The 23,103-nt window shown below is 68.3% G+C and carries 19 protein-coding genes and 1 tRNA gene; 18 read left to right on the forward strand and 2 right to left on the reverse strand.

The genetic code is table 11. The annotated features are described in order from the left end of the window. The first annotated feature begins 40 nt into the window (after positions 1-40). From Aple_RS05775 to Aple_RS05790, 4 genes are read left to right on the forward strand one after another with little or no spacing between them, the layout of a single operon-like run. Entirely contained in the window at positions 41-2,026 is a 1,986-nt protein-coding gene (locus Aple_RS05775) for an ATP-binding protein (protein WP_155343408.1), read from the forward strand. Between the two features lie 18 nt (positions 2,027-2,044). Further along, positions 2,045-4,051 carry an ATP-binding protein gene (locus tag Aple_RS05780; RefSeq protein ID WP_155343409.1) on the forward strand — a complete coding sequence of 669 codons (2,007 nt, stop codon included), beginning with the start codon at positions 2,045-2,047 and terminating at the stop codon, positions 4,049-4,051. A gap of 31 nt (positions 4,052-4,082) precedes the next feature. Beyond that, on the forward strand, positions 4,083-4,625 hold the full coding sequence (locus tag Aple_RS05785; protein WP_155343410.1) for an RNA polymerase sigma factor: 543 nt from the start codon (positions 4,083-4,085) through the stop codon (positions 4,623-4,625). Next, positions 4,612-5,436, forward strand: a complete 825-nt coding sequence (locus tag Aple_RS05790) for a hypothetical protein (RefSeq protein ID WP_155343411.1) — start codon at positions 4,612-4,614, stop codon at positions 5,434-5,436. Before Aple_RS05785 ends, Aple_RS05790 begins: the two co-directional genes overlap by 14 nt. Here the strand turns inward: Aple_RS05790 and Aple_RS05795 are convergent. After that, the gene (locus Aple_RS05795) at positions 5,433-6,446 is read right to left on the reverse strand and encodes an adenosine deaminase (RefSeq protein ID WP_155343412.1); all 1,014 of its coding nucleotides are present in this window, start codon (positions 6,444-6,446) and stop codon (positions 5,433-5,435) included. The genes Aple_RS05790 and Aple_RS05795 overlap by 4 nt on opposite strands. A gap of 73 nt (positions 6,447-6,519) precedes the next feature. On the opposite strand from Aple_RS05795, the gene Aple_RS05800 reads away from it, so the two are divergent. After that, complete coding sequence (locus tag Aple_RS05800; RefSeq protein WP_155343413.1) at positions 6,520-7,014, forward strand: SigE family RNA polymerase sigma factor; 495 nt, start codon at positions 6,520-6,522, stop codon at positions 7,012-7,014. Next, a complete protein-coding gene (locus Aple_RS05805) occupies positions 7,011-7,592 on the forward strand; it encodes a hypothetical protein (protein ID WP_155343414.1) in 582 nt (193 codons plus the stop codon). Before Aple_RS05800 ends, Aple_RS05805 begins: the two co-directional genes overlap by 4 nt. On the opposite strand, the gene Aple_RS05810 is transcribed toward Aple_RS05805, so the two are convergent. Then, complete coding sequence (locus Aple_RS05810; protein ID WP_155343415.1) at positions 7,589-8,788, reverse strand: pyridoxal phosphate-dependent aminotransferase; 1,200 nt, start codon at positions 8,786-8,788, stop codon at positions 7,589-7,591. The genes Aple_RS05805 and Aple_RS05810 overlap by 4 nt on opposite strands. 191 nt (positions 8,789-8,979) lie before the next feature. On the opposite strand from Aple_RS05810, the gene Aple_RS05815 reads away from it, so the two are divergent. The 12 genes from Aple_RS05815 (at position 8,980) to Aple_RS05870 (ending at position 23,023) form a co-directional block, all read left to right on the forward strand. Beyond that, positions 8,980-9,052: transfer RNA gene (locus Aple_RS05815), tRNA-Trp, on the forward strand. A 74-nt stretch (positions 9,053-9,126) separates the two neighbouring features. After that, the gene (secE, locus tag Aple_RS05820; protein ID WP_155343416.1) at positions 9,127-9,378 is read left to right on the forward strand and encodes a preprotein translocase subunit SecE; all 252 of its coding nucleotides are present in this window, start codon (positions 9,127-9,129) and stop codon (positions 9,376-9,378) included. Positions 9,379-9,419: 41 nt separating this feature from the next. After that, the gene (gene nusG / locus Aple_RS05825) at positions 9,420-10,178 is read left to right on the forward strand and encodes a transcription termination/antitermination protein NusG (RefSeq protein ID WP_155343417.1); all 759 of its coding nucleotides are present in this window, start codon (positions 9,420-9,422) and stop codon (positions 10,176-10,178) included. A 145-nt stretch (positions 10,179-10,323) separates the two neighbouring features. Then, positions 10,324-10,755 carry a 50S ribosomal protein L11 gene (gene rplK, locus Aple_RS05830; RefSeq protein WP_155343418.1) on the forward strand — a complete coding sequence of 144 codons (432 nt, stop codon included), beginning with the start codon at positions 10,324-10,326 and terminating at the stop codon, positions 10,753-10,755. Positions 10,756-10,821: 66 nt separating this feature from the next. Further along, entirely contained in the window at positions 10,822-11,535 is a 714-nt protein-coding gene (gene rplA, locus Aple_RS05835) for a 50S ribosomal protein L1 (RefSeq protein ID WP_155343419.1), read from the forward strand. 157 nt (positions 11,536-11,692) lie between these two features. After that, a complete protein-coding gene (locus Aple_RS05840) occupies positions 11,693-12,505 on the forward strand; it encodes an SCO4651 family lipoprotein (RefSeq protein ID WP_155343420.1) in 813 nt (270 codons plus the stop codon). Between the two features lie 239 nt (positions 12,506-12,744). After that, positions 12,745-13,269, forward strand: a complete 525-nt coding sequence (gene rplJ, locus Aple_RS05845) for a 50S ribosomal protein L10 (protein ID WP_155343421.1) — start codon at positions 12,745-12,747, stop codon at positions 13,267-13,269. A 79-nt stretch (positions 13,270-13,348) separates the two neighbouring features. Beyond that, on the forward strand, positions 13,349-13,735 hold the full coding sequence (gene rplL / locus Aple_RS05850) for a 50S ribosomal protein L7/L12 (protein WP_155343422.1): 387 nt from the start codon (positions 13,349-13,351) through the stop codon (positions 13,733-13,735). Between the two features lie 497 nt (positions 13,736-14,232). Next, a complete protein-coding gene (locus Aple_RS05855; protein WP_155343423.1) occupies positions 14,233-14,721 on the forward strand; it encodes an Rv1363c family protein in 489 nt (162 codons plus the stop codon). Next, positions 14,718-15,245, forward strand: a complete 528-nt coding sequence (locus Aple_RS05860; RefSeq protein ID WP_246264153.1) for an Rv1363c family protein — start codon at positions 14,718-14,720, stop codon at positions 15,243-15,245. The genes Aple_RS05855 and Aple_RS05860 overlap by 4 nt, the downstream gene beginning before the upstream one ends. A 423-nt stretch (positions 15,246-15,668) precedes the next feature. Beyond that, positions 15,669-19,133 (forward strand): DNA-directed RNA polymerase subunit beta, encoded by a 3,465-nt coding sequence (gene rpoB, locus Aple_RS05865; RefSeq protein ID WP_155343424.1) that lies wholly within the window; start codon positions 15,669-15,671, stop codon positions 19,131-19,133. Positions 19,134-19,147: 14 nt separating this feature from the next. Beyond that, a complete protein-coding gene (locus Aple_RS05870; protein WP_155343425.1) occupies positions 19,148-23,023 on the forward strand; it encodes a DNA-directed RNA polymerase subunit beta' in 3,876 nt (1,291 codons plus the stop codon). The last annotated feature ends 80 nt before the right edge of the window (positions 23,024-23,103 follow it).

Here is a 23,103-nt window from a genome sequence, read left to right on the forward strand (position 1 = left end):
CAGAACCCGCAGTCCCGGCATCGAGGGATACGATTTGTGAATGCCCGCCGAACTGGCCAGCTTCGTCGGCCGCAGGTCGGAGATCACCCAAGTCGCGCGTCTTCTGGAGCTGTCCCGCCTGGTCACGCTGACCGGGGTCGGCGGAATCGGGAAGTCCCGGCTGGCTCTGGCGGTGGCCGAGAGCGTGCGGGCGAGCTTCCCCGACGGCGTCACTCTGGTGGATCTCGCCAAGGTTCGCCAACCCGACCTGCTCAGCCACGCGGTGGCGGACGCGCTCCCGCTCGCCGACCAGACGGCCCGGCAGGAGGAGGCGCTCGCCGCCTACCTGGCCGATCGCCGGCAGCTGCTGATCTTCGACGGTGCCGACTCGGTGGTGGACGGCTGCGCGCAGCTGGCCGAGACCCTGCTCAAGGCCGCTCCCGACCTGCGGATCATGGTCACCAGCCGGCAGGCGCTGGACGTGGCGGGTGAGCACCTGTTCGTGGTCGGCCCGATGGCCAGACCCGACGCGATCGCCCTGCTCAACGAGCGTGCCCAGCGGTCGCTGGTCGAGGACGGGGGGCTGTGCGAGCGGCTCGACGGCATCCCGCTCGCCATCGAACTGGCCGCCGTCCGCCTCGCCGACCAGTCGGTGGCCGAGATCATCCGCGGCCTCGAGGACCGCTTCCACCTGCTGGACGGCCTGCGGGCCGTGATCGGCTGGAGCCACGAGCTGTGCTCCCCGGGGGAGCGCCTGCTCTGGGCCCGGCTGGCGGTCTTCGCCGGCCGCTTCGACCTGGCCGCCGCCGAGGAGGTCTGCGCCGACCGCGTCATCCCGTCGCACGAGGTGCTGGACCTGATCAGCGGCCTGGTGGAACGTTCGATCCTGGTCCGCGAGCAGGGTTCCCGCTACCGCATGCTGGCCACCGTCCGGGAGTACGGCGAGGAGTGGCTGCACCGCCTCGGCGAGGAGGAGACCTTCCGGCTCCGCCGCCGCCACAAGAACTACTACCTGCGGCTGGCCCGCCGGGGCGAGACCGAGTGGTTCGGCCCCGGCCAGGAGGAGGTCTTCGCCAGGACCCGCGCCGAGCACGGCAACCTGCGCAGCGCGCTGGAGTTCTGCCTGAGCGTCCCCGGCGAGGTCCGCGACGGCCTCGACCTGGCCGCCAGCCTCTGGTTCTTCTGGGTCGGCTGCGGCTATCTCGGCGAGGGCCGCCACTGGCTGGAGCAGGGCCTGGCGCTCGACTCCGCGCCGACCCCCGAGCGGGCCAAGGCGCTGTGGGCGGGCGGCTACGTGGCCCTGCTGCTCGGTGACATCGACCACGCCATCGCCCTGCTGGAGGAGTGCCGCGAGGGTGGCGGCAACCAAGCCGACAACAGGACCAGGGTGAGGGCCGCCCACCGGCTCGGCTGCGCCGCCCTGTTCACCGACGACCACGCCGCCGCCGTCCCGCTCCTGGAGGACGCCCTGGACCAGTATGCCTGGCTCGGCATCCTGGACAGCCAGGTCCTGCTCGGCAAGGTCGAACTGGCCATGTCGCTGGCCGTCGCCGGCCGGTTCGACGACAGCGCCGAGCTCTGCCAGGAGGTCACGGCCGAATGCGAGGCCCACGGCGAGAGCTGGGTGCTGTCGTACGCGCACTACGTCCAGGCGTACGCGCACTGGGCGAACGGAGAGCTGGCCGCCGCGGACCGGCTGGCTCGCGAGTCGCTGCGGCTCAGCCGGGCCTTCAACGACCCGGTCGCCGCCGTGCTGGACGTGCAGCTGCTGGCCCTGGTGCTGGGCGACGCGGACGAGCACGAGCGGGCGGCGCTGCTGCGGGGCGCCGCGGCCAGGCTGTGGCGTTCGGTCGGCCCGCCGCTGTTCGGCTCGCGGCATTTCCACGCCTCGCACGCCGCCGGTGAGACGCGGGCCAGAAGTGCCCTGGGGGACGCCGGGTACGAGGCCGCGCTGGCCAGGGGCCGCCAGGCCGGCCTGGACTATGCGTTAGAAATATCTTCCCAAGGAGTGGTTTTCTCCACAGGTGTGGTCCAATACCGGCCCTGAGCGTGATTTGCTGCGGGCGTGAATCTGCCCGCCGAGACGAGCACCTTTGTCGGCCGCGACCTGGAATTATCCGAGGTCAGCCGATTAATGGGCGATTCACGACTGGTGACGCTGACCGGCCCAGGCGGGGTCGGCAAGACCAGGCTCGCCATCCGCGCCGCCGCCACCGCGGTGGAGCACGTTTACTTCGCCGAACTCGCCGCCGAGCAGAACGGCGACCTGCTCGCGCACGCGGTCGCCGCCGCGCTCGGTCTGCGCGAGCAGTCGGTACGGCCGCAGGCCGAGGTGGTGGCGGAACACCTGGCCGACAAGCGCTTGCTGCTCATCCTGGACACCTGCGAGCACCTCATCGCGGCCACCCGCGACCTGGTCACCCGCATCCTGGTCGCCGCCCCCGGCGTGCGCGTGCTGGCGACCAGCCGCCAGCCGCTCGGCCTGCCGTCCGAATGCGTCTACCGGGTCGAACCGCTCGCCGACGCCGACGCCCAGCGCCTGTTCTGCGACCGCGCCGTCGCGGTCCTTCCCCAGTTCACCCCCACCGACGCGGTGGTACGGCTCTGCACCCGCCTGGAGGGCATCCCGCTGGCGCTCGAACTGGCCGCCCGGCGGCTGCGCGCGCTCTCCCCGCAGGAGCTGGCCGACCGGCTGGATGATCGGTTCGCGCTGTTGGGCGGCGGGAGCCGTACCGGGCGGCATGACGGGCTGCGGTCGGCGGTGGGGTGGAGCCACGAGCTGTGCACGCCCGACGAGCGGCTGCTCTGGGCCCGGCTGTCGGTCTTCGCCGGGTCCTTCGACGTGGAGGCGGCCGGGCAGGTCTGCGCCGACGAGCGGCTCGGCAACGTGCCCGGGGTGCTGGCCCGGCTGGCCGACAAGTCCATCGTGCGGGCCGACGACGACCGCTACCGCATGCTCGACACCATCCGCGAGTACGGCCGGGACTGGCTGCGCGAGCTCGGCGAGGAGGAACTCCAGCTCCGGCGGCACCGGGACTATTACCTGACCCTGGCCCGGGAGGCCGACGCCGACTGGTTCGGCCCCAACCAGTTCACCTGGGCGCTGTGGGTCCGCTGCGAGTTGCCCAACCTGCGGCTGGCCCTGGACCACAGCATCGCCAGCGCGGTCGGCCTGGAGCTGGTCGGCGCGCTGTGGTTCGTCTGGTTCTGTCTCGGCGAGATCCGGGAAGGGCGTTACTACCTGGACCGGGCGCTGGAACGCAACGGCAAGCCGGGACCGGCCAGGACGAAGGCGCTGTGGGCGGCGGCCTGGGTGTCGTTCGCCCAGGGCGACCTGGATCTGGTCGCGCATCGCACCGCCGAGGCCTGCGAGGCCGCCCTGGAGCAGCGGGACTGGGTCGGCGCCGGCTACGCCCACCTCAGCCTGGGCGCGCTGACCATCGTCAAGGGCGATCCCGAGCGCGGCGGCGTGACGGTGGAGCAGGCGATCGGCTACTTCGAGCGGGCGGGTGGGCGGCATGTCGGCAAGCTGGTGGCCGCGACCGTGCTCGGCCTGTGCCTGCTGATGCGCGATGAGCACGAGCGGGCCGCCGCCCTGATGGCCGAGCAGCGGGCCGAGTGCGAGAGCGCCGGGGAGGTCTGGGCGAGGTCGGGCGGCGATTACATCAGGTCCCGGGTGGAGCTGGGCCGGGGCGACCCGGTGGCGGCCGATCGGCTGGCGCGCGCCGGGCTGCGGGCGGTGTGGCGGTTCGGCGATCTGCTGAGCAGCGCGGTCGCGGTCGATCAGCTGGCGATGACGGCCTGCGCTGTGGGCGATCATCCGCGCGCGGCCCGGCTGCTCGGCGCGGGCCAGCGCATCTGGGATAGCTTCGGCCTGAGCCAGTTCGGCTCGCCCGACTTCGGCGGCCCTCGCCTGGAGACCGAACGCCAGGTCAGGGCCGCGCTGGGCGACGCGGAGTTCGAGCGCGGATATCGCGAAGGCGAGCAGTCGCCGGAAGGCGCGGTCGGACACGCTCTGGGCGGGCTTCCCAATTCGCGAGTTGTACGGTGGAATCTTCCCGCTCCCGAATGATCCCGTCCCCCTGGAAGATGATCCCCCGCGCATGCAGGACGACGAGGCGATAGCCCGCGCGTTGTCCGGCGATCTGGGCGCCTACGAGGTGCTGGTCGCCCGGTACAGCGCTGTCGCGCACCGGACCGCGCACCTGCTCGGCGCGGGCCACGAGACCGAGGACGTGGTCCAGGAGGCTTTCGTCAAGGCGTACCGTCATTTGTCGGGATTTCGGCGGGATTCGGCGTTCAAGCCGTGGCTGCTGCGGATCGTGGCCAACGAGACGCACAACCTGACGCGTTCGCGGGGTCGGCGGGCCGAGCTCGCAGTCCGCCTCGGTCAGGAGCCTGAGGGCTTGTCCGCGGAAGGGGATCCGGAAGAGGTCGTCGTCGCGGCCGACCGGTCGTCGCGTTTGCTCGCCGCCGTCCGAGGGTTACCTGATCGGGAACGTGAAGCGGTGGTTTGCCGGTATTTCCTGCAGTTGTCGGAAGCCGAAACTGCCGAAGTGCTGGGTTGCCCCGTGGGCTCGGTGAAATCCCGGACCTTCCGCGGCCTGCGGCGACTTCGAGAGGAGGTGGGCCGTGAACTTCTCTAACGATTCTGATGACATTTCGGGATTCGGGGAGCTAGAGGACGAGCTACGCGCGCTGAGCGACGCACTGGCCGTCCCCGAGCCGAGCCCACCTGCCGACGTCGCCCGCGCCGTCCGCGCGACCCTGGAACGCGACGCTTCCGAGGCCGCCGCTCGGGGAGTTCGCCAGCGGTTCCGCTTGCGGCCTTCCGCGCTGGGAGCGCGCTTCCGCTCGCGAGGTTCCGCACCGGAAGCGCGCCGACGGTTCCGCTCGCGGATCGCGGCGATCGTCGCCGCGTTCCTCGTAGTGCTGGTGGCGGCCACCCCACAGGGCCGCGCCGCCGTCGTTTCCATCCTCCGCTTCGCCGGAGTCGAGATCCGCGTCGGCGAACCGGCCCCGCTCCCGTCCGGCGCGCCCTCCCCCCTGCCCGGCGAACGCCGCGTCACCCTGCCCGAAGCCCGCACCCAGGTACGGTTCCCCCTACTCGTCCCCACCGCCCTAGGCGACCCCGCCGACGTCAGAATCGCCGACGGCGGCCGAGTGGTCTCGATGTTCTGGCCCGGCATCCGCCTCGACCAGTACGACGGCCGCCTCCAAAGCACCTGGCGCAAGGAACTGGGCCCACCCTGGCCGGAGGAGGTAACCGTCGACGGCGTCATCGGCATCTGGATCCAACAGCCCCACGGCCTCCAGTACACCCCAGCCACGGGCCCACCCCAGGACCTACGCCTAGCCGGACCAACCCTGATCTGGCAACACGGCCCAATCGGCATGCGCCTCGAAGGCCCCACCACCACCGTCGAAGCCCGCCAGATCGCCAACTCAGTCCGCTAGCCCGCCAGCCAGGTGTCGATCTCGGTGAGTAGTTCCTTCTTCAGGGAGTCCGGGGCCGCCGAGGAGCGGATCGATTGTCGGGCGAGTTCGGCGAGTTCGGCGTCGCGGAAGCCGTACACGTCTCTGGCCAGTTCGTACTGGGGGAGCAGGCGGGCGCCGAACAGGAGCGGGTCGTCGGCGCCCAGGGCGATCGGGACGCCGGCGTCGAAGAGTCGGCGCAGTGGTACGTCCTCGGGCCGTTCGACCACGCCGAGTCCGACGTTGGACAGCGGGCACACCTCGCAGGCGATCTGCCGGTCGGCGAGTCGCTCCATCAGGCGGGCGTTCTCGGCGGCCCGCACGCCGTGCCCCACCCGGTCGGCGTCCAGATCGTCCACGCACTCGGCCACGCTGACCGCGCCCAGCAGTTCGCCCCCGTGTGGCACGGCCAGCAGGCCCGCCCGCTTGGCGATCCGGAACGCGCCGTCGAAATCCCTGGCCCGGCCCCGGCGCTCGTCGTTGGACAGGCCGAAGCCGATCACGCCCCGGTCCTGATACTGGGTGGCCAGCCGGGCCAGCGTCCTGGCGTCCAGCGGGTGCCGGGTGCGGTTGGCGGCGACGATCACCGCCATCCCGACCCCGACCTGCTTGGCGGCGCGTTCCGCCGCGTCCAGCATCAGCTCCAGCGTCGGGGTCAGCCCGCCGAACCGCTGGGCGTAACCCGAGGGGTCCACCTGGATCTCCAGCCAGCGCGAGCCTTCCGCCCGCTCGTCCTCGGCGGCCTCCCTGAGCAGCCGGTAGACGTCCTCGGGGCGGCGCAGCACCGAACGGGCGATGTCGTAGAGCCGCTGGAACCGGAACCAGCCGCGCTCGTCGGTGGCGCGCAGCTGCGGCGGCCAGTCCTGGACCAGCGCGTCCGGCAGGTGCACACCGTGGTCGATGGCCAGCTCGATCAGCGTGCTGTGCCGCATGGAACCGGTGAAGTGCAGATGGAGGTGGGCCTTCGGGAGGGCCAGGAGCGGGCGCGACATCTCCTTATCCTGCCGTAACAGCGCTCAACCTCGGGCGGGCTTCACGCGTTGTGGAGGGTCGAAAGGGGAGCTCATGACCGAGGAAGACGAAGCGGCCTTCGACGAGTTCCTGGCCGCGCGCAGCACCGCGCTGCTCCGCACCGCCGTCCTGGTCTGCGGGGCGTCGCCGCATGACGCCGAAGATCTGGTCCAGGGCGCGCTGGAGCGGGTCTACCGGCACTGGGGTCGCATCCGGCACGACAACCCGGAGGCGTACGCCCGGCGGGTGGTGGTCAACGCGGCGATCAGCCGGGCCCGGCGCAACCGGGTGATCCAGGAGATCACCTTCGCCCGCCCGCCCGAGACCGCCGTGGACGCGGTCGACCACGGCCTGCGCGACGCGCTCATGGCCGAACTGCGGAAGCTGCCCGCCCGGATGCGGGCGGTGATCGTCCTCCGCTACTGGGAGGACATGTCGGAAGCCGAGACCGCCGCCGCCCTGGGCTGCGCGATCGGAACCGTGAAAAGCCAGGCGGCCAGAGGGCTCGCCCGGATCAGAGAGCGTCTTGTGGAAGGAGTGCCGGTATGAACACCGAACACGCACTGAAGGAAGCGATGGCACAACATGTCGCGAACGTGCACGCCAGCCCCATGATGGGCCGGTCGGTGCGCCGCCGCAGCCGCCGCGCCACCATCAGACTCAGGACGGCGGGCGCCGCCCTGGTCACCGCCACGGCCGCCGTGGCCGTCCCGGTGACGATGAGCCTGACCTCCGGCCCGCCCGTCAGCGTGGCGGCCACCCCCACCCCCGAGGCCACCGACATCCTGCCCGCCCCTGTGACGCCCGAGCCGGTCACCACCCCCTTCGTGGTCGAAGGCGTCAGCGTCGGCTACCTGCCCCAGGGCTGTGACACCCCGGGCGAGTGCGGCGTATGGGTTGGCGTGTACAAGGACGGCGCCACGACCCTGGACCAGGACGGCAGGCTGGACGGCAAGAAGGTCGCCGAGAACACCTACCTGAACGACGGCAACATGATCGCCCGAGTCCTCGACGACACGCACGGCGTGCTCGTCGTCCTGGAACCGAGCGTGGCCGAGAAGCTGGACGCGGCCACGCTCGAGGCCGAGCTCATCAAGGTCGCCGAAGGGCTCACCCTGGCGGGCTAGCGCGCCTCGGCGAACAGTTTGGCCAACCGGCTGATGCCCTCGGCGAGGTCCTCGTCACCGAGCGCATAGGAGAGGCGGAAGTAGCCAGGTGTCCCGAAGGCCTCACCCGGAACCAGGGCGACTTCCGCCTCTTCCAGGATCAGCTCCGCCAGCTCCGCCGTCGTCGCGGGCCGCTGCCCCCGCAGCTCCTTGCCCAGCAGCTCCTTGACCGAGGGGTAGGCGTAGAACGCCCCGAAAGGTTCAGGGCACACCACGCCCGGAATCTCGTTGAGCAGCCGCACCATCGCCTGCCGCCGCCGGTCGAACGCCTCCCGCATCGCGGTCACCGCGGTCAGATCCCCGCTGACGGCCGCCAGCGCCGCCGCCTGGGCCACGTTCGACACGTTCGAGGTGGCATGCGACTGCAGGTTGGTGGCCGCCTTCACCACGTCGGCCGGGCCGATCAGCCAGCCGACCCGCCAACCCGTCATCGCGTACGTCTTCGCGACCCCGTTCACCACGACGACTTTGTCCCGCAACTCGGGCACGGCGGTCGCCACGCTGGTGAACTTGGCGGAGCCGTACACGAGATGTTCGTAGATCTCGTCGGTGACCACCCAGAGGCCCTTCTCCAGCGCCCAGCGGCCGATCTCGCCGATCTGGGCGGGGGAGTAGACCGCGCCGGTCGGGTTGGACGGCGAGACCAGCAGCAGCGTCGTCGTGCGCTCGGTCAGGCCCGCCTCCAGCTGCTCCACCGAGGCCAGGTAGCCGGTGCTCTCATCGGTGAGCACGTCCACCTGCACACCCCCGGCCAGCTTGATCGCCTCCGGATAGGTGGTCCAGTACGGCGCGACCACGAGCACCTCGTCGCCCGGGTTCAGCAGGGTGGCGAAGGCTTCGTACACGGCCTGCTTGCCGCCGTTGGTGACCAGCACGTGCGCGGCGTCCACGGCGAAGCCCGAGTCGCGCTTGGTCTTCTCGGCGATGGCCTGCTTGAGCTCGGGCAGGCCGCCCGCCGGGGTGTACTTGTGGAAGCGCGGATTGCGGCACGCCTCGACCGCGGCCTCGATGATGTAGTCGGGCGTCGGGAAATCGGGCTCGCCGGCGCCGAACCCGATCACCGGGCGGCCGGCCGCCCGCATCGCCTTGGCTTTGGCGTCCACGGCCAGGGTGGCGGATTCGGTGATAGCGGCGACACGCGCGGAGATTCGGGTCATGACTCCATGTTTTCAGAACACGCCCCGTGTCTCCTCCGCAATTCCATCATCCGGACAACCCCGCACGGTAGCTTTGAGCTGCGGTGAAGGTGCGGCTGCCAACTGGTTCGACGAAGCAGCCATTCCCACGTACACTTCACCGTCTAGTGGGCCACAACGCCGAAACAGTCGGGTAGGGTGGTGCACGGCTTAGGGCACTAGCGCAATTGGTAGCGCACCGGTCTCCAAAACCGGCGGTTGGGGGTTCGAGTCCCTCGTGCCCTGCGGAGTGCGGTCCGCGCACTATGAGGGCGTAAGAGCCGCCAGTTGCGATGGACACGACGGATCAGGTGAGGACTGTGGCGATCGACACGCGCGGCGAGGCCGCGGCACAGCCAGGCAAGCCGAGCGGCGAGAAGAAGAAACGCACCTCTCCCGCCCTTTTCTATCGGCAGGCCGTCAGCGAGCTGCGTAAGGTCATTTGGCCCACCCGGAAAGACCTGATCAACTACACCATCGTGGTGCTGGGGTTCTGTCTGATCATGGTGGGAATCGTGTCTCTGCTCGACTTCCTGCTGACGAAGGGCGTGCTCGCGGTCTTCGGTTCCTGATCGCGCATGTCCAGTTCATCGAGGAAAGAGGAATAGTCACCGTGTCCGAGTCCCCGCTGCCGGTCGACGGCTCCCACGACGAGCACGACGAGTGGGAAGCCGAGACGACGGAAGAGGCAGAAGAGGTCGAGTCGGAGGTCGAGGAGGCCACCGGCGACGCTGAAGCCGAGGCTGTCTCCGCTGTTGACGAAGACGGTGATGTGCTTCCCGATGTCGACCCGATCGAAGAGTTCAAGCGCCAGCTCCGCGGCCAGTTCGGCGAGTGGTATGTGATCCATTCGTACGCGGGCTACGAGAACCGGGTGAAGCAGAACATCGAGAGCCGCACCGGCTCCCTCAACATGGAGGATTTCATCTTCCAGGTCGAGGTGCCGACCCACACGGTCACCGAGTTCAAGGGTGGCAAGAAGACGCCGATCAAGGAGCGGGTGCTCCCCGGCTACGTGCTGGTCCGGATGGACCTGACCGACGAGTCCTGGGCCGCCGTGCGGAACACGCCCGGCGTGACCGGCTTCGTGGGCCTGTCCAACAAGCCGAGCCCGCTCAACCTCGACGAGGTGGCCAAGCTGCTCGCGCCTGAGCCGACCGAAGAGGTCAAGAAGGCCTCCGCGAAGGCCACGGCCTCCACGGTCGAGTTCGAGATCGGCGAGTCGGTCACCGTCATGGACGGCCCGTTCGCCACGCTGCCCGCCTCGGTCAGCGAGATCAGCCCCGAGTCGCAGAAGCTCAAGGTGCTGGTGTCGATCTTCGGCCGGGAGACCCCGGTGGAGCTCTCGTTCAACCAGGTCTCGAAGATCTGACGCCAGGCATCTGTCCCTGTCCCGGGTCTCTGCTTCGGTCAAGTAGACTCGTCTAGTTCTCCCCGCCACGCGGGGACGCCCCAGGCTGCCCTCAGGCAGGTAACGCCGGGGCACCACGGAAATCATTGAGGACCCGGAGAGAGTCATGCCTCCCAAGAAGAAAATCGCGGCGTTGGTGAAGGTCCAGCTTCCCGCTGGCCAGGCCACGCCCGCGCCGCCCGTCGGCACCGCGCTCGGTCCGCACGGCGTGAACATCATGGAATTCGTCAAGCAGTACAACGCGGCGACGGAAGCCCAGCGGGGCAACATCATCCCCGTCGAGATCACCATCTTCGAAGACCGCAGCTTCACCTTCATCACGAAGACGCCCCCGGCGCCTGAACTGATCAAGAAGGCGCTCGGCCTCAAGGGCGGCTCCGCCAACCCGCTGAAGACCAAGGTGGGTCACCTCACCAAGGAGCAGCTGCGGCAGATCGCCGAGACGAAGATGCCCGACCTGAACGCCAACGACATCGAGATGGCCGAGCGCATCATCGCCGGCACCGCCCGGTCCATGGGCATCACGGTCGCCGAGTAAGACTTTTCGCAACCCAGTGGAAGGGCCTCGCGCGGCCCGTACCACGAACTCCATTAGGAGAAGAAAGTGAAGCGCAGCAAGAACTGGAAGAACGCGGCGGTGCAGATCGACCGCGAGGCCGTCCTGTCGCCGCTGGACGGCGTCCGGGTGGCCAAGAAGACCGCCACCACCAAGTTCGACGCCACCGTCGAGGTGGCCCTGCGGCTGGGCGTCGACCCGCGCAAGGCCGACCAGATGGTCCGCGGCACCGTCAACCTCCCGCACGGCACCGGCAAGACCGCCCGGGTCCTGGTCTTCGCGACCGGTGACCGTGCCGAGGAGGCCCGCGCCGCTGGCGCCGACATCGTGGGCGCCGACGAGCTCATCGACGAGGTGGCCAAGGGCCGCCTCGACTTCGACGCCGTCGTGGCCACGCCGGACCTGATGGGCAAGGTCGGCCGCCTGGGCCGGGTGCTCGGTCCGCGTGGCCTGATGCCCAACCCGAAGACCGGCACCGTCACCCCGGCCGTCGGCAAGGCCGTCACCGACATCAAGGGCGGCAAGATCGAGTTCCGGGTGGACCGGCACGCGAACCTGCACTTCATCATCGGCAAGGCCTCCTTCGAGGAGCGCCAGCTGGTGGAGAACTACGCCGCCGCCCTGGACGAGGTGCTGCGGCTCAAGCCGTCCGCCGCCAAGGGCCGCTACCTGAAGAAGGTCACCTTCGCCACGTCCATGGGCCCCGGCATCCCGGTCGACCCGAACGCGACGCGGGGCATGACCGCCGAGCTCGACGCCTGATCGTTTCAGGTCTGAACGACCCCCATCCGGGTAGCCGGGTGGGGGTCTTCGTTTGTGTGGGAGCCATCTTGTGTTGAGAAAGTGTGCGGATATCGCGCCGGCGACGCGTCGATCTTCCCGCGAACGTAGGCTCTGGGCGACGAAAGGACGAACCATAATGCGCCGACTTCTGGTGGCCGCCGCGCTGATCGCCGCGGCCGGGTGTGGCACGACGACGGCTCAGCCCCTCGGGGAGGTCCAGCTTTCGGCGGCCGACGCCTTAGCGCAGACCGCCCAGAAGGCCGAGGATGTCACGTCCTACGCCGCCGACATCGTGGTCGACTTCAGTGACCCGAAGGGTTCCACGGGCAACGTGCGCGGCACCATGCTGCTGCAGCAGAAGCCCACGCTCGCCTCCGACATCAACCTCAGCCAGGTGAGCTTCGCGGGCCAGCCACTGCCCGGCGGCGTGCGCGCCATCCTGGTCGACGAGACCGCATACCTGAAGCTGGACGTGCTCAAGCAGCTGACGGGCACCACCAAGCCGTGGGTCAAGGTGGGCCTCAGCGAGGTCGGCGACGACGCCAGCGTGCGGCAGTTCCTCAGCCAGGCCCAGCAGATCGACCTGAAGTCCAGCGTGGCCCTGCTCACCGCCTCCAAGGACGTCAAGGCGGTCGGCAACGAGACCGTCGGCAACGTGCAGACCACGCACTACGCGGGCACCTTCCCGGTGGCCGAGGCGGTCAAGCTGCTGCCCAAGGAATCGCAGGACGCGCTGAGCGGCCAGCTGTCCACGGTCAAGGACATGAAGTTCGACGCCTGGATCGACGACCAGGGCCTACCCCGCAAAATCCAGCTGAACGGCGACGCCGAGGGCGCCACCTTCACCGCCGCCCTGGTCTTCACCTCCTTCAACGAACAACTCTCAATCGCCGCCCCACCGGCCGACCAGGTCGGCGAAATGCCAAAGAACGCCCCTGTCACCGAATGACCCACGTTCGGCGGGCTCACTGATTTGGTAATTGGGGGATTGACACGTACTCTGGTCCATGCCAAAGACCGCCGGTCGTCTTCGGGTGCCTACAAGCCCGTTGACCGAAGGATCCACGTGAGTGGACGGCCCGCGCAGGTGTGGATGTGAGCTTCGCTTAACTGTGAGCCCCGTGCGCCCTGCGCCGGGGCTTGTTCGTTTTCACGCCTTCGCCGGTGGCACATCTGGAAGGAGGGCCCATGGCGAAGTCGGAGAAGACCGGCGCGGTCGCCGAGCTCACGAGCGAGTTCGACAGCTCCAGCGCCGCTGTTCTGACCGAATACCGCGGTCTCACCGTCGCCCAGCTCAAGCAGCTGCGCGTCTCTCTCGGTGGGAATGCGAAGTTCGCCGTGGCGAAGAACACGCTGACCAAGATCGCGGCGAACAACGCCGGGATCACCGCCCTGGACGGGCTGCTCACCGGCCCGACCGCGATCGCCTTCGTCAAGGGCGACGTGGTGGAGGCGGCCAAGGGTCTGCGTGAATTCGCCAAGGCCAACCCCCTTCTGGTGATCAAGGGCGGTGTCGTCGACGGCAAGGCGATGACCCCGGCCGAGATCTCCAAGCTGGCTGACCTTGAGTCCCGCGAGGTGCTCCTCGCGAAGCTGGCCGGCGCCCTGAAGGCCAAGCAGTCCCAGGCTGCCGCCACCTTCGCCGCGCTGCCCACGCAGATGGCTCGACTGGCCGAAGCCCTGCGCGCCAAGCGCGAAGAGGCCGGCGAGTAATCAGGAAGGTCCGCGAAAGCGGGGGGAAGCGCAGACCGCGGTCCCTTTGAAAACGTAGCTAGATCACTGGAGGAACACCATGGCGAAGCTCAGCACCGAAGAGCTGCTCGACACCTTCAAGGAGATGACCCTCCTTGAGCTGTCCGACTTCGTGAAGCTCTTTGAGGACACCTTCGACGTCAAGGCCGCCGCCCCGGTCGCCGTTGCCGCCGCCGCCGGCCCCGCCGCCGCGGTGGAAGAGGTCGAGGAGCAGGACGAGTTCGAGGTCATCCTCGAGTCGGCCGGCGACAAGAAGATCCAGGTCATCAAGGAGATCCGGGCCCTCACCAGCCTGGGCCTCAAGGAGGCCAAGGACCTCGTGGACGGCGCTCCCAAGTCTGTCTTCGACGGCAAGGTCAGCAAGGAGCAGGCGGAGAAGGCCAAGGCCGCCCTGGAGGGCGCCGGCGCCGGCGTCACCGTCAAGTAACGCTTGTCGCGCTAGTCAAGAAGGAGCGGTTCACTTCGGTGGGCCGCTCCTTTCGCATTCCTATACCGTGCCCAGTGTGGGCGTGGAAATCGGGATATCGGAGGACGCCGCCGAGCTGGCGGCCAAGGCGCTGCCCGGCCACGACCCCGGCGAGCCGCCGCCGATCCCCCCGCAGCTGATCTCCTGCGGAGGCCTATGCCGGTCGTCCGTTCGACGCAGAGGTCTATCAACGCGGCTGACTTCCAGCGGAGGTCGGTGGCGGTCGTTCGTTCGGCGAAGAGGTCTATCAACGCGGCTGACTTCCTGCGGAGGTCGGTGGCGGTCGTTCGTTCGGCGAAGAGGTCTATCGCCAGAGCTGATCTCCTGCGGAGGCCTATGCCGGTCGTCCGTTCGACGTAGAGGTCTATCAACGCGGCTGACTTCTAGCGGAGGTCGGTGGCGGTCGTTCGTTCGGCGAAGAGGTCTATCGCCAGAGCTGACTTCCTGTGGAGGTTGGCGTGCGTGACGTGCGCCGGGCGCCGGTCCGGCTGAACGTTGCCCTGGCTCTGCTCAGTGTTGGGTTCGCGGGGCTGGGGTGGCTGGCCTGGCAGAGCAGGGCCGAGGAGCTGGCCGTGGCCGCCGATCGGCAGGCCGCCATCCAGATCGCCGCCACTCACGCGATCAACCTGCTGTCTCTGGACCACCGCACGCTCGACTCCACCCTCAACCGCATCCTGGCCACTTCCACCGGCGAGGCCAAGGCCGACTACGAGACCACGCTCCGGCGGGCCACGCTGGCCAATAAGTCCCAGCAGACCGGCGTGCTCCGCAGTGCGGGGCTGACCTCCTTCACCGGCACGAGCGCCCAGGCGCTGGTGGTGGCCGACGCGGTGATCGACTGGGCGGACCGGGACGACCCGGCGGAGGAGCGGTTCACCCGCTGGCGGATGACCCTGGTCAAGGAGTCGGGCAAGTGGCTGGTGTCCAAGGCGGAGCTGGTGCGATGAAACTCCGGCCGATCGCGATGAAACTCCGGCTGACCGCGTTCCTGGCCCTCCTGGCGGTCGTGACGGGTGTCGCGGCCCTCTGGGTGTTCCTGGACGCGCGGCGGCTTGAGGAGAGCCGGCGGGCGGGCCAGGAGGCGTCGAACGCGGCCGTCACCTACGCGGCCGACATGTTGTCCTACGACTACCGCACGATCAAGGAAGATCTGGCCCGCGCCAAGGGGCACGCCACCGGTGATCTCGTGGCCCGCTACGAGCGCCTCGCGGCCTCCCTCGAGCCCGCCGCGACCCGGCAGAAAACGGTGCAACAGGCAGTAGTCGCCGACGCCGCCGTGGAGTCGGCGACCCCGGACGAGGTCCGCGTACTGGTCTTCCTCAACGTGACCACATCCTCGTCCGAAACCAGCGCCGGAAGCCCTCTCCGGCAGGTGGTCCAGAACAGAGCGCGCCTGGTCATGGTACGGATTGATGATCGTTGGCTGGTTTCGGACCTTTCGACCCTCTTGGGCAACACGCCCATCCGATGAGCCGCGTTATTCAATTGTTAGTCAAGGTTGGGTTTGGCTCCCCCCTGTCCGGGGATGCCCTATGCACGGCAGAGGTCGACCGTCGGTCAACGTTCGGTCCTCCGCGTGACAGAGCGTTAGCTGCCCCCGGTCGAGGGTATCGACAGGGTCTTGCGGCTTTCGAATGTGGCGCGGAAGGGAAAAACCCAGCGTGCTGGCCATTGGTTAGCTGAAATGTCGGCTCTCGGGCTTGACGTTTCGGCGCAGACGGGTGATGCTGCCAGCAACGTGGAGCGCAGAGCGAGAGCGGAGTGGACAGGTGTATGCCCATCGGCTACACTGCCCCTTTGCGCTGCCCTTTGACGACCGCTTCTCTCAGTAACCTTGCTGCATGGTCGTCTGGCGTGCGTGTAGTCAGTCCGCGAGCCCTCGGAAGGACATCTGTTGGCAGCCTCGCGCAACGCCTCCGCCGTACCCGCCGGTCCCCGTACCGTGTCTTTCGCACGTATTCAGGAGCCACTCGAAGTTCCTGATCTTCTAGCTCTTCAGACCGAGTCCTTCGACTGGTTGCTCGGTAACGAGAAGTGGAAGGCTCGGGTCGAGGCGGCCAGGCTGGCCGGACGGAAGGACGTACCCGCCCAGTCGGGCCTCGAAGAGATTTTTGAGGAGATCAGTCCCATCGAGGACTTCTCCGGAACCATGTCCCTGTCGTTCCGGGACCACCGGTTCGAGCCGCCCAAGTACTCGGTCGACGAGTGCAAGGACAAGGACATGACCTACTCCGCGCCGATGTTCGTGACCGCGGAGTTCATCAACAACACCACCGGTGAGATCAAGAGCCAGACGGTCTTCATGGGCGACTTCCCGCTCATGACGTCGAAGGGCACCTTCATCATCAACGGCACCGAGCGTGTCGTGGTCTCCCAGCTGGTGCGGTCCCCGGGTGTCTACTTCGACCGCAGCGTCGACAAGACCTCCGACAAGGACCTGTACGGCTGCCGGGTGATCCCGTCCCGCGGCGCCTGGCTCGAGTTCGAGATCGACAAGCGCGACAGCGTCGGCGTCCGTATCGACCGCAAGCGCAAGCAGGCCGTCACGGTCCTGCTCAAGGCGCTCGGCTGGACGACCGACCAGATTCTTGAGCGTTTCGGTCAGTACGAGTCGATGCGCGCCACCCTGGAGAAGGATCACACCTCCGGCCAGGACGACGCGCTGCTGGACATCTACCGCAAGCTGCGTCCGGGCGAGCCTCCGACCAAGGAGTCCGCGCAGACGCTGCTGGAGAACCTGTACTTCAACCCCAAGCGGTATGACCTGGCCAAGGTCGGCCGATACAAGATCAATAAGAAGCTGGGAGTGGACTCTGAGATCACTCAGGGCACGCTCACCGACGAGGACATCGTCTCCACCATCGAGTACATCGTCCGGCTGCACGCCGGCGAGGAGACCATGGGCCCCGACGGTTCGGTGATCATCGAGACCGATGACATCGACCACTTCGGCAACCGCCGCCTGCGCACCGTGGGCGAGCTCATCCAGAACCAGGTCCGGCTGGGCCTGGCCCGGATGGAGCGTGTCGTCCGGGAGCGCATGACCACCCAGGACGTCGAGGCCATCACGCCGCAGACCCTGATCAACATCCGCCCCGTGGTGGCGTCGATCAAGGAGTTCTTCGGCACCTCGCAGCTGTCGCAGTTCATGGACCAGACCAACCCGCTGGCCGGTCTGACCCACAAGCGGCGCCTGTCGGCCCTCGGCCCCGGCGGTCTGTCCCGGGAGCGCGCCGGGTTCGAGGTCCGAGACGTGCACCCGTCCCACTACGGCCGGATGTGCCCGATCGAGACGCCGGAAGGCCCGAACATCGGCCTGATCGGTTCGCTGGCCTCCTTCGGCCGGATCAACTCCTTCGGGTTCGTCGAGACGCCGTACCGGAAGGTGATCGACGGCAAGGTGTCGGCGCAGGTCGACTACCTCACCGCCGACCAGGAGGACCGGCACGTGGTGGCCCAGGCCAACACGACGCTGCACTCCGACGGCGCCTTCGCCGAGGAGCGCGTGCTGGCTCGCCGCAAGGGCGGCGAGTTCGAGGCCGTGCACCCGAGCGAGGTCGACTACATGGACGTCTCGCCGCGCCAGATGGTGTCGGTGGCGACCGCCATGATCCCGTTCCTGGAGCACGACGACGCCAACCGCGCCCTGATGGGCTCCAACATGCAGCGCCAGTCGGTGCCCCTGCTCAAGAGCGAGGCCCCGCTGGTCGGCACCGGCATGGAGTACCGCGCCGCCACCGACGCCGGTGACGTGATCAACGCCGAGAAGGCGGGCGTGGTCGAGGAGGTCTCGGCCGACTACGTGACCGTCATGAACGACGACGGCACCAGGACCACCTACCGGGTGGCCAAGTTCAAGCGGTCCAACCAGGGCACCTGCTTCAACCAGAAGCCGATCGTGGCCGAGGGCGACCGGGTCGAGGTCAACCAGGTCATCGCCGACGGGCCGTGCACCGACACCGGGGAGATGGCGCTCGGCAAGAACCTGCTCGTGGCGTTCATGCCATGGGAAGGCCACAACTACGAAGACGCGATCATCCTCTCCCAGCGGCTGGTCCAGGACGACGTCCTGTCCTCGATCCACATCGAGGAGCACGAGGTCGACGCCCGCGACACCAAGCTGGGGCCTGAGGAGATCACCCGGGACATCCCGAACGTCTCCGAGGAGGTCCTGGCCGACCTGGACGAGCGCGGCATCATCCGCATCGGCGCCGAGGTCGTCACCGGCGACATCCTGGTCGGCAAGGTCACGCCCAAGGGTGAGACCGAGCTGACTCCGGAGGAGCGGCTGCTGCGCGCGATCTTCGGGGAGAAGGCGCGTGAGGTGCGCGACACCTCGCTGAAGGTGCCGCACGGTGAGTCCGGCAAGGTCATCGGCGTCCGTGTGTTCAGCCGAGAGGAGGGCGATGAGCTTCCTCCGGGTGTGAACGAGCTGGTCCGGGTGTATGTGGCGCAGAAGCGCAAGATCACCGACGGTGACAAGCTGGCGGGCCGGCACGGCAACAAGGGCGTCATCTCCAAGATCCTGCCGGTGGAGGACATGCCGTTCCTGGAGGACGGCACCGCGGTCGACATCGTGCTCAACCCGCTGGGCGTGCCCGGCCGGATGAACGTCGGCCAGGTCCTGGAGACCCATCTGGGGTGGATCGCCGCCCGAGGATGGGACGTCTCCGGGATCGAGGACGCGTGGGCCGAGCGCCTGCGCGACAAGGGCCTCGGCGAGGTCAACCCGTTCACCAAGGTCGCCACGCCGGTGTTCGACGGCGCCCAGGAGGAGGAGATCGTCGGCCTGCTGAGCAACACCCTGAAGAACAGGGACGGCTCGCGCATGGTCGGGGAGAACGGCAAGGCCCGGCTGTTCGACGGCCGCTCCGGCGAGCCGTTCCCGCACCCGGTCTCGGTCGGTTACATCTACATCCTGAAGCTGCTGCACCTGGTCGACGACAAGATCCACGCCCGGTCGACCGGTCCGTACTCGATGATCACCCAGCAGCCGCTGGGTGGTAAGGCGCAGTTCGGCGGGCAGCGGTTCGGCGAGATGGAGGTGTGGGCGCTGGAGGCCTACGGCGCCGCCTACGCGCTGCAGGAGCTGCTGACCATCAAGTCCGACGACGTGCTGGGCCGCGTGAAGGTCTACGAGGCCATCGTCAAGGGCGAGAACATCCCCGAGCCGGGCATCCCGGAGTCCTTCAAGGTCCTCATCAAGGAAATGCAGTCGCTGTGCCTGAACGTCGAGGTGCTCTCCAGCGACGGCATGTCCATCGAGATGCGCGACACCGACGAGGACGTCTTCCGCGCCGCGGAGGAGCTCGGTATCGATCTGTCCCGGCGCGAGCCGAGCAGCGTGGAAGAAGTCTGAGGGGGAGATAGCACATGCTGGACGTCAACTTCTTCGACGAGCTCAGGATCGGCCTGGCGACCGCGGACGACATCCGTCAGTGGTCGCACGGCGAGGTCAAGAAGCCGGAGACCATCAACTACCGGACCCTCAAGCCCGAGAAGGACGGACTCTTCTGCGAGAAGATCTTCGGTCCGACCCGGGACTGGGAGTGCTACTGCGGCAAGTACAAGCGTGTCCGGTTCAAGGGCATCATCTGTGAGCGCTGCGGCGTCGAGGTGACCCGGGCCAAGGTGCGGCGTGAGCGCATGGGCCACATCGAGCTGGCCGCGCCGGTCACCCACATCTGGTACTTCAAGGGTGTCCCGTCGCGTCTGGGCTACCTGCTGGACCTCGCCCCGAAGGACCTGGAGAAGGTCATCTACTTCGCGGCGTACATGATCACGCAGGTGGACGCGGAGATGCGCGACCGCGACCTGCCCTCGCTGGAGGCGAAGATCTCCGTCGAGCGGCAGCACGTCGAGCAGCGGCGCGACGCCGACATCGAGGCCAGGCAGAAGAAGCTGGAAGGCGACCTGGCCGAGCTGGAGGCCGCCGGGGCCAAGGGCGACGCGCGCCGCAAGGTGCGCGAGGGCGCCGACCGCGAGATGCGCCAGCTCCGGGACAGGGCCCAGCGCGAGCTGGACCGCCTGGACGAGGTCTGGAGCCGCTTCAAGAACCTCAAGGTCCAGGACCTTGAGGGCGACGAGATGCTGTACCGCGAGATGCGCGACCGGTTCGGCCGCTACTTCAAGGGCGGCATGGGCGCGCAGGCGATCCAGGAGCGGCTGCAGAGCTTCGACCTCGACCAGGAGGCGGAGAACCTGCGCGAGACGATCCGCAGCGGCAAGGGGCAGAAGAAGGCCCGCGCGCTCAAGCGGCTCAAGGTCGTGGCGGCGTTCCTGAACACCAGGAACTCGCCCGCCGGCATGGTTCTGGACTGCATCCCGGTCATCCCGCCGGACCTGCGCCCGATGGTGCAGCTGGACGGTGGCCGGTTCGCGACCTCCGACCTGAACGACCTGTACCGCCGGGTCATCAACCGCAACAACCGCCTCAAGCGGCTGCTCGACCTCGGCGCGCCCGAGATCATCGTGAACAACGAGAAGCGCATGCTGCAGGAGGCCGTCGACGCGCTGTTCGACAACGGCCGCCGCGGCCGCCCGGTCACCGGGCCCGGCAACCGCCCGCTCAAGTCCCTCAGCGACATGCTGAAGGGCAAGCAGGGCCGGTTCCGGCAGAACCTGCTGGGCAAGCGTGTCGACTACTCCGGCCGTTCGGTCATCGTGGTCGGCCCGCAGCTGAAGCTGCACCAGTGCGGCCTGCCCAAGCAGATGGCGCTGGAGCTGTTCAAGCCGTTCGTGATGAAGCGTCTGGTGGACCTCAACCACGCGCAGAACATCAAGTCCGCCAAGCGCATGGTCGAGCGGGCCCGCCCGGTCGTGTGGGACGTGCTGGAAGAGGTCATCACCGAGCACCCGGTGCTGCTCAACCGGGCGCCGACGCTGCACCGCCTGGGCATCCAGGCCTTCGAGCCGCAGCTGGTCGAGGGCAAGGCCATCCAGATCCACCCGCTCGTCTGCACCGCGTTCAACGCGGACTTCGACGGCGACCAGATGGCCGTGCACCTGCCGCTGTCGGCCGAGGCCCAGGCCGAGGCGCGCATCCTGATGCTCTCGACCAACAACATCCTCAAGCCGGCCGACGGCAAGCCGGTGACGATGCCCACCCAGGACATGGTCATCGGGCTCTACTCGCTCACCACCCAGGGCGACGACGCCGTCGGTGAGGGGCGCGTGTTCGGCTCGGTCTCCGAGGCGCTCATGGCCTACGACCGGCGCGAGCTGGACCTGCAGGCCAAGATCCAGGTCAGGCTGAAGGACGTCGCCCCGCCGCGTGGCTGGGAGGCGCCCGACGGCTGGGAGGTCGGCGACCCGCTGCGGCTGGAGACGACGCTCGGCCGCTGCCTGTTCAACCAGACGCTGCCCGCGAACTACCCGTTCGTGAACTACCAGGTCGGCAAGAAGCAGCTGTCCGCGATCGTCAACGAGCTGGCCGAGACCTACCCCAAGGTCGAGGTCGCCAACGCTCTGGACGCGCTCAAGGACGCGGGCTTCCACTGGGCCACCCGGGCCGGGGTCACCATCTCGATCGACGACGTCATCGCCCCGCCGAACAAGGCGGCGATCATGGAGTCGTACGAGAAGCGGGCCGACAAGGTCCAGCGGGAGTACGACCGCGGTCTGATCACCGACGAGGAGCGCCGCCAGGAGCTCATCGAGATCTGGACCCACGCCACCAGCGACGTCACCGAGGACATGCAGAACGCGTTCGCCAAGACGAACCCGATCTGGATGATGGTGCAGTCCGGCGCGCGTGGAAACCTGATGCAGGTCCGGCAGATCGCCGGTATCCGCGGCCTGGTGTCCAACACCAAGGGTGAGACGATCCCGCGGCCGATCAAGTCCTCCTTCCGGGAGGGCCTGTCGGTGCTGGAATACTTCATCTCCACCCACGGCCAGCGGAAGGGTCTGGCGGACACCGCGCTGCGGACCGCCGACTCCGGCTACCTGACCCGTCGACTCGTCGACGTGGCCCAGGACGTCATCGTCCGCGAGATCGACTGCGGCACCGACCGCGCGGTCCCGCTGCACACCGCCGAGCGCGACCACGCCGGGAACCTGGTCAAGGCCGAGAACGCGGAGAGCAACATCCACGGCCGGATCCTGGCCGAGGACGTGGAGGTCGACGGCAAGCTGATCGCCACGGCGGGCACCGACATCAACGACCAGACGGTGACGGCGCTGGTCGAGGCCGGCATCGCGACCGTGCGGACCCGCAGCACGCTGGTCTGCGAGGCCAAGATCGGGGTCTGCGCCACCTGCTACGGGCGGTCGCTGGCCACCGGCAAGCTCGTCGACGTCGGCGAGGCGGTCGGCATCATCGCCGCCCAGTCGATCGGCGAGCCCGGCACCCAGCTGACCATGCGGACCTTCCACACCGGTGGTGTGGCGGGCGCCGACATCACCCACGGTCTGCCGCGTGTGCAGGAGCTGTTCGAGGCCCGCATCCCCAAGGGTGTGGCTCCGATCAGCGAGGTCACCGGCCGGGTCCGGATCGACGAGACCGACAAGACCCGCAAGATCGTGATCACGCCGGACGACGGCTCGGACGAGATCGCCTACCCGGTCTCGATGCGGTCGCGGCTCGCGGTCTCCGAGGGGCAGCACATCGATGTCGGCCACCAGCTGATCGCCGGTGCCCGCAACCCCAACGAGGTGCTCCGCATCCTCGGCCCGCGCGCCGTGCAGCTGCACCTGGTGGAGGAAGTCCAGCAGGTGTACCGCTCGCAGGGTGTGTCCATCCACGACAAGCACATCGAGGTCATCGTCCGCCAGATGCTCAAGCGCGTGAACGTGCTGGAGTCCGGCGACGCCGACATGCTGCCCGGTGAGCTCGTGGAGCGGCCGAAGTTCGAGCGCATGAACCGCGAGTGCGTCGCCGAGGGCGGCACCCCCGCCTCCGGTCGTCCGGTGCTGATGGGTATCACCAAGGCGTCGCTGGCCACCGAGTCGTGGCTGTCGGCGGCTTCCTTCCAGGAGACCACCCGGGTTCTCACCGACGCGGCGATCCACGCCAAGTCGGACTCGCTCCTGGGCCTCAAGGAGAACGTCATCATCGGCAAGCTCATCCCGGCCGGTACGGGCATGCCCCAGTACCGCAACATCCGGGTCGAGCCCACCGAGGAGGCCAAGGCCGCCATGTACACGGTCGGCGGCTACGACGGCTCCGCCTCCGACTACACCTTCGGATCCGGCTCCGGTGAGGCCGTTCCGCTGGAGGAGTACGACTTCGGCCAGTACGGCCGCTAGTCCTGCCCAACGAAGCACCCGGATCCTCGAAGGGTCCGGGTGCTTCGTCATTTCGTTGTTTTCGGGGTTCTCCCACCCAC

It is taken from the genome of Acrocarpospora pleiomorpha, assembly GCF_009687885.1.
Lineage (GTDB): Bacteria > Actinomycetota > Actinomycetes > Streptosporangiales > Streptosporangiaceae > Acrocarpospora > Acrocarpospora pleiomorpha.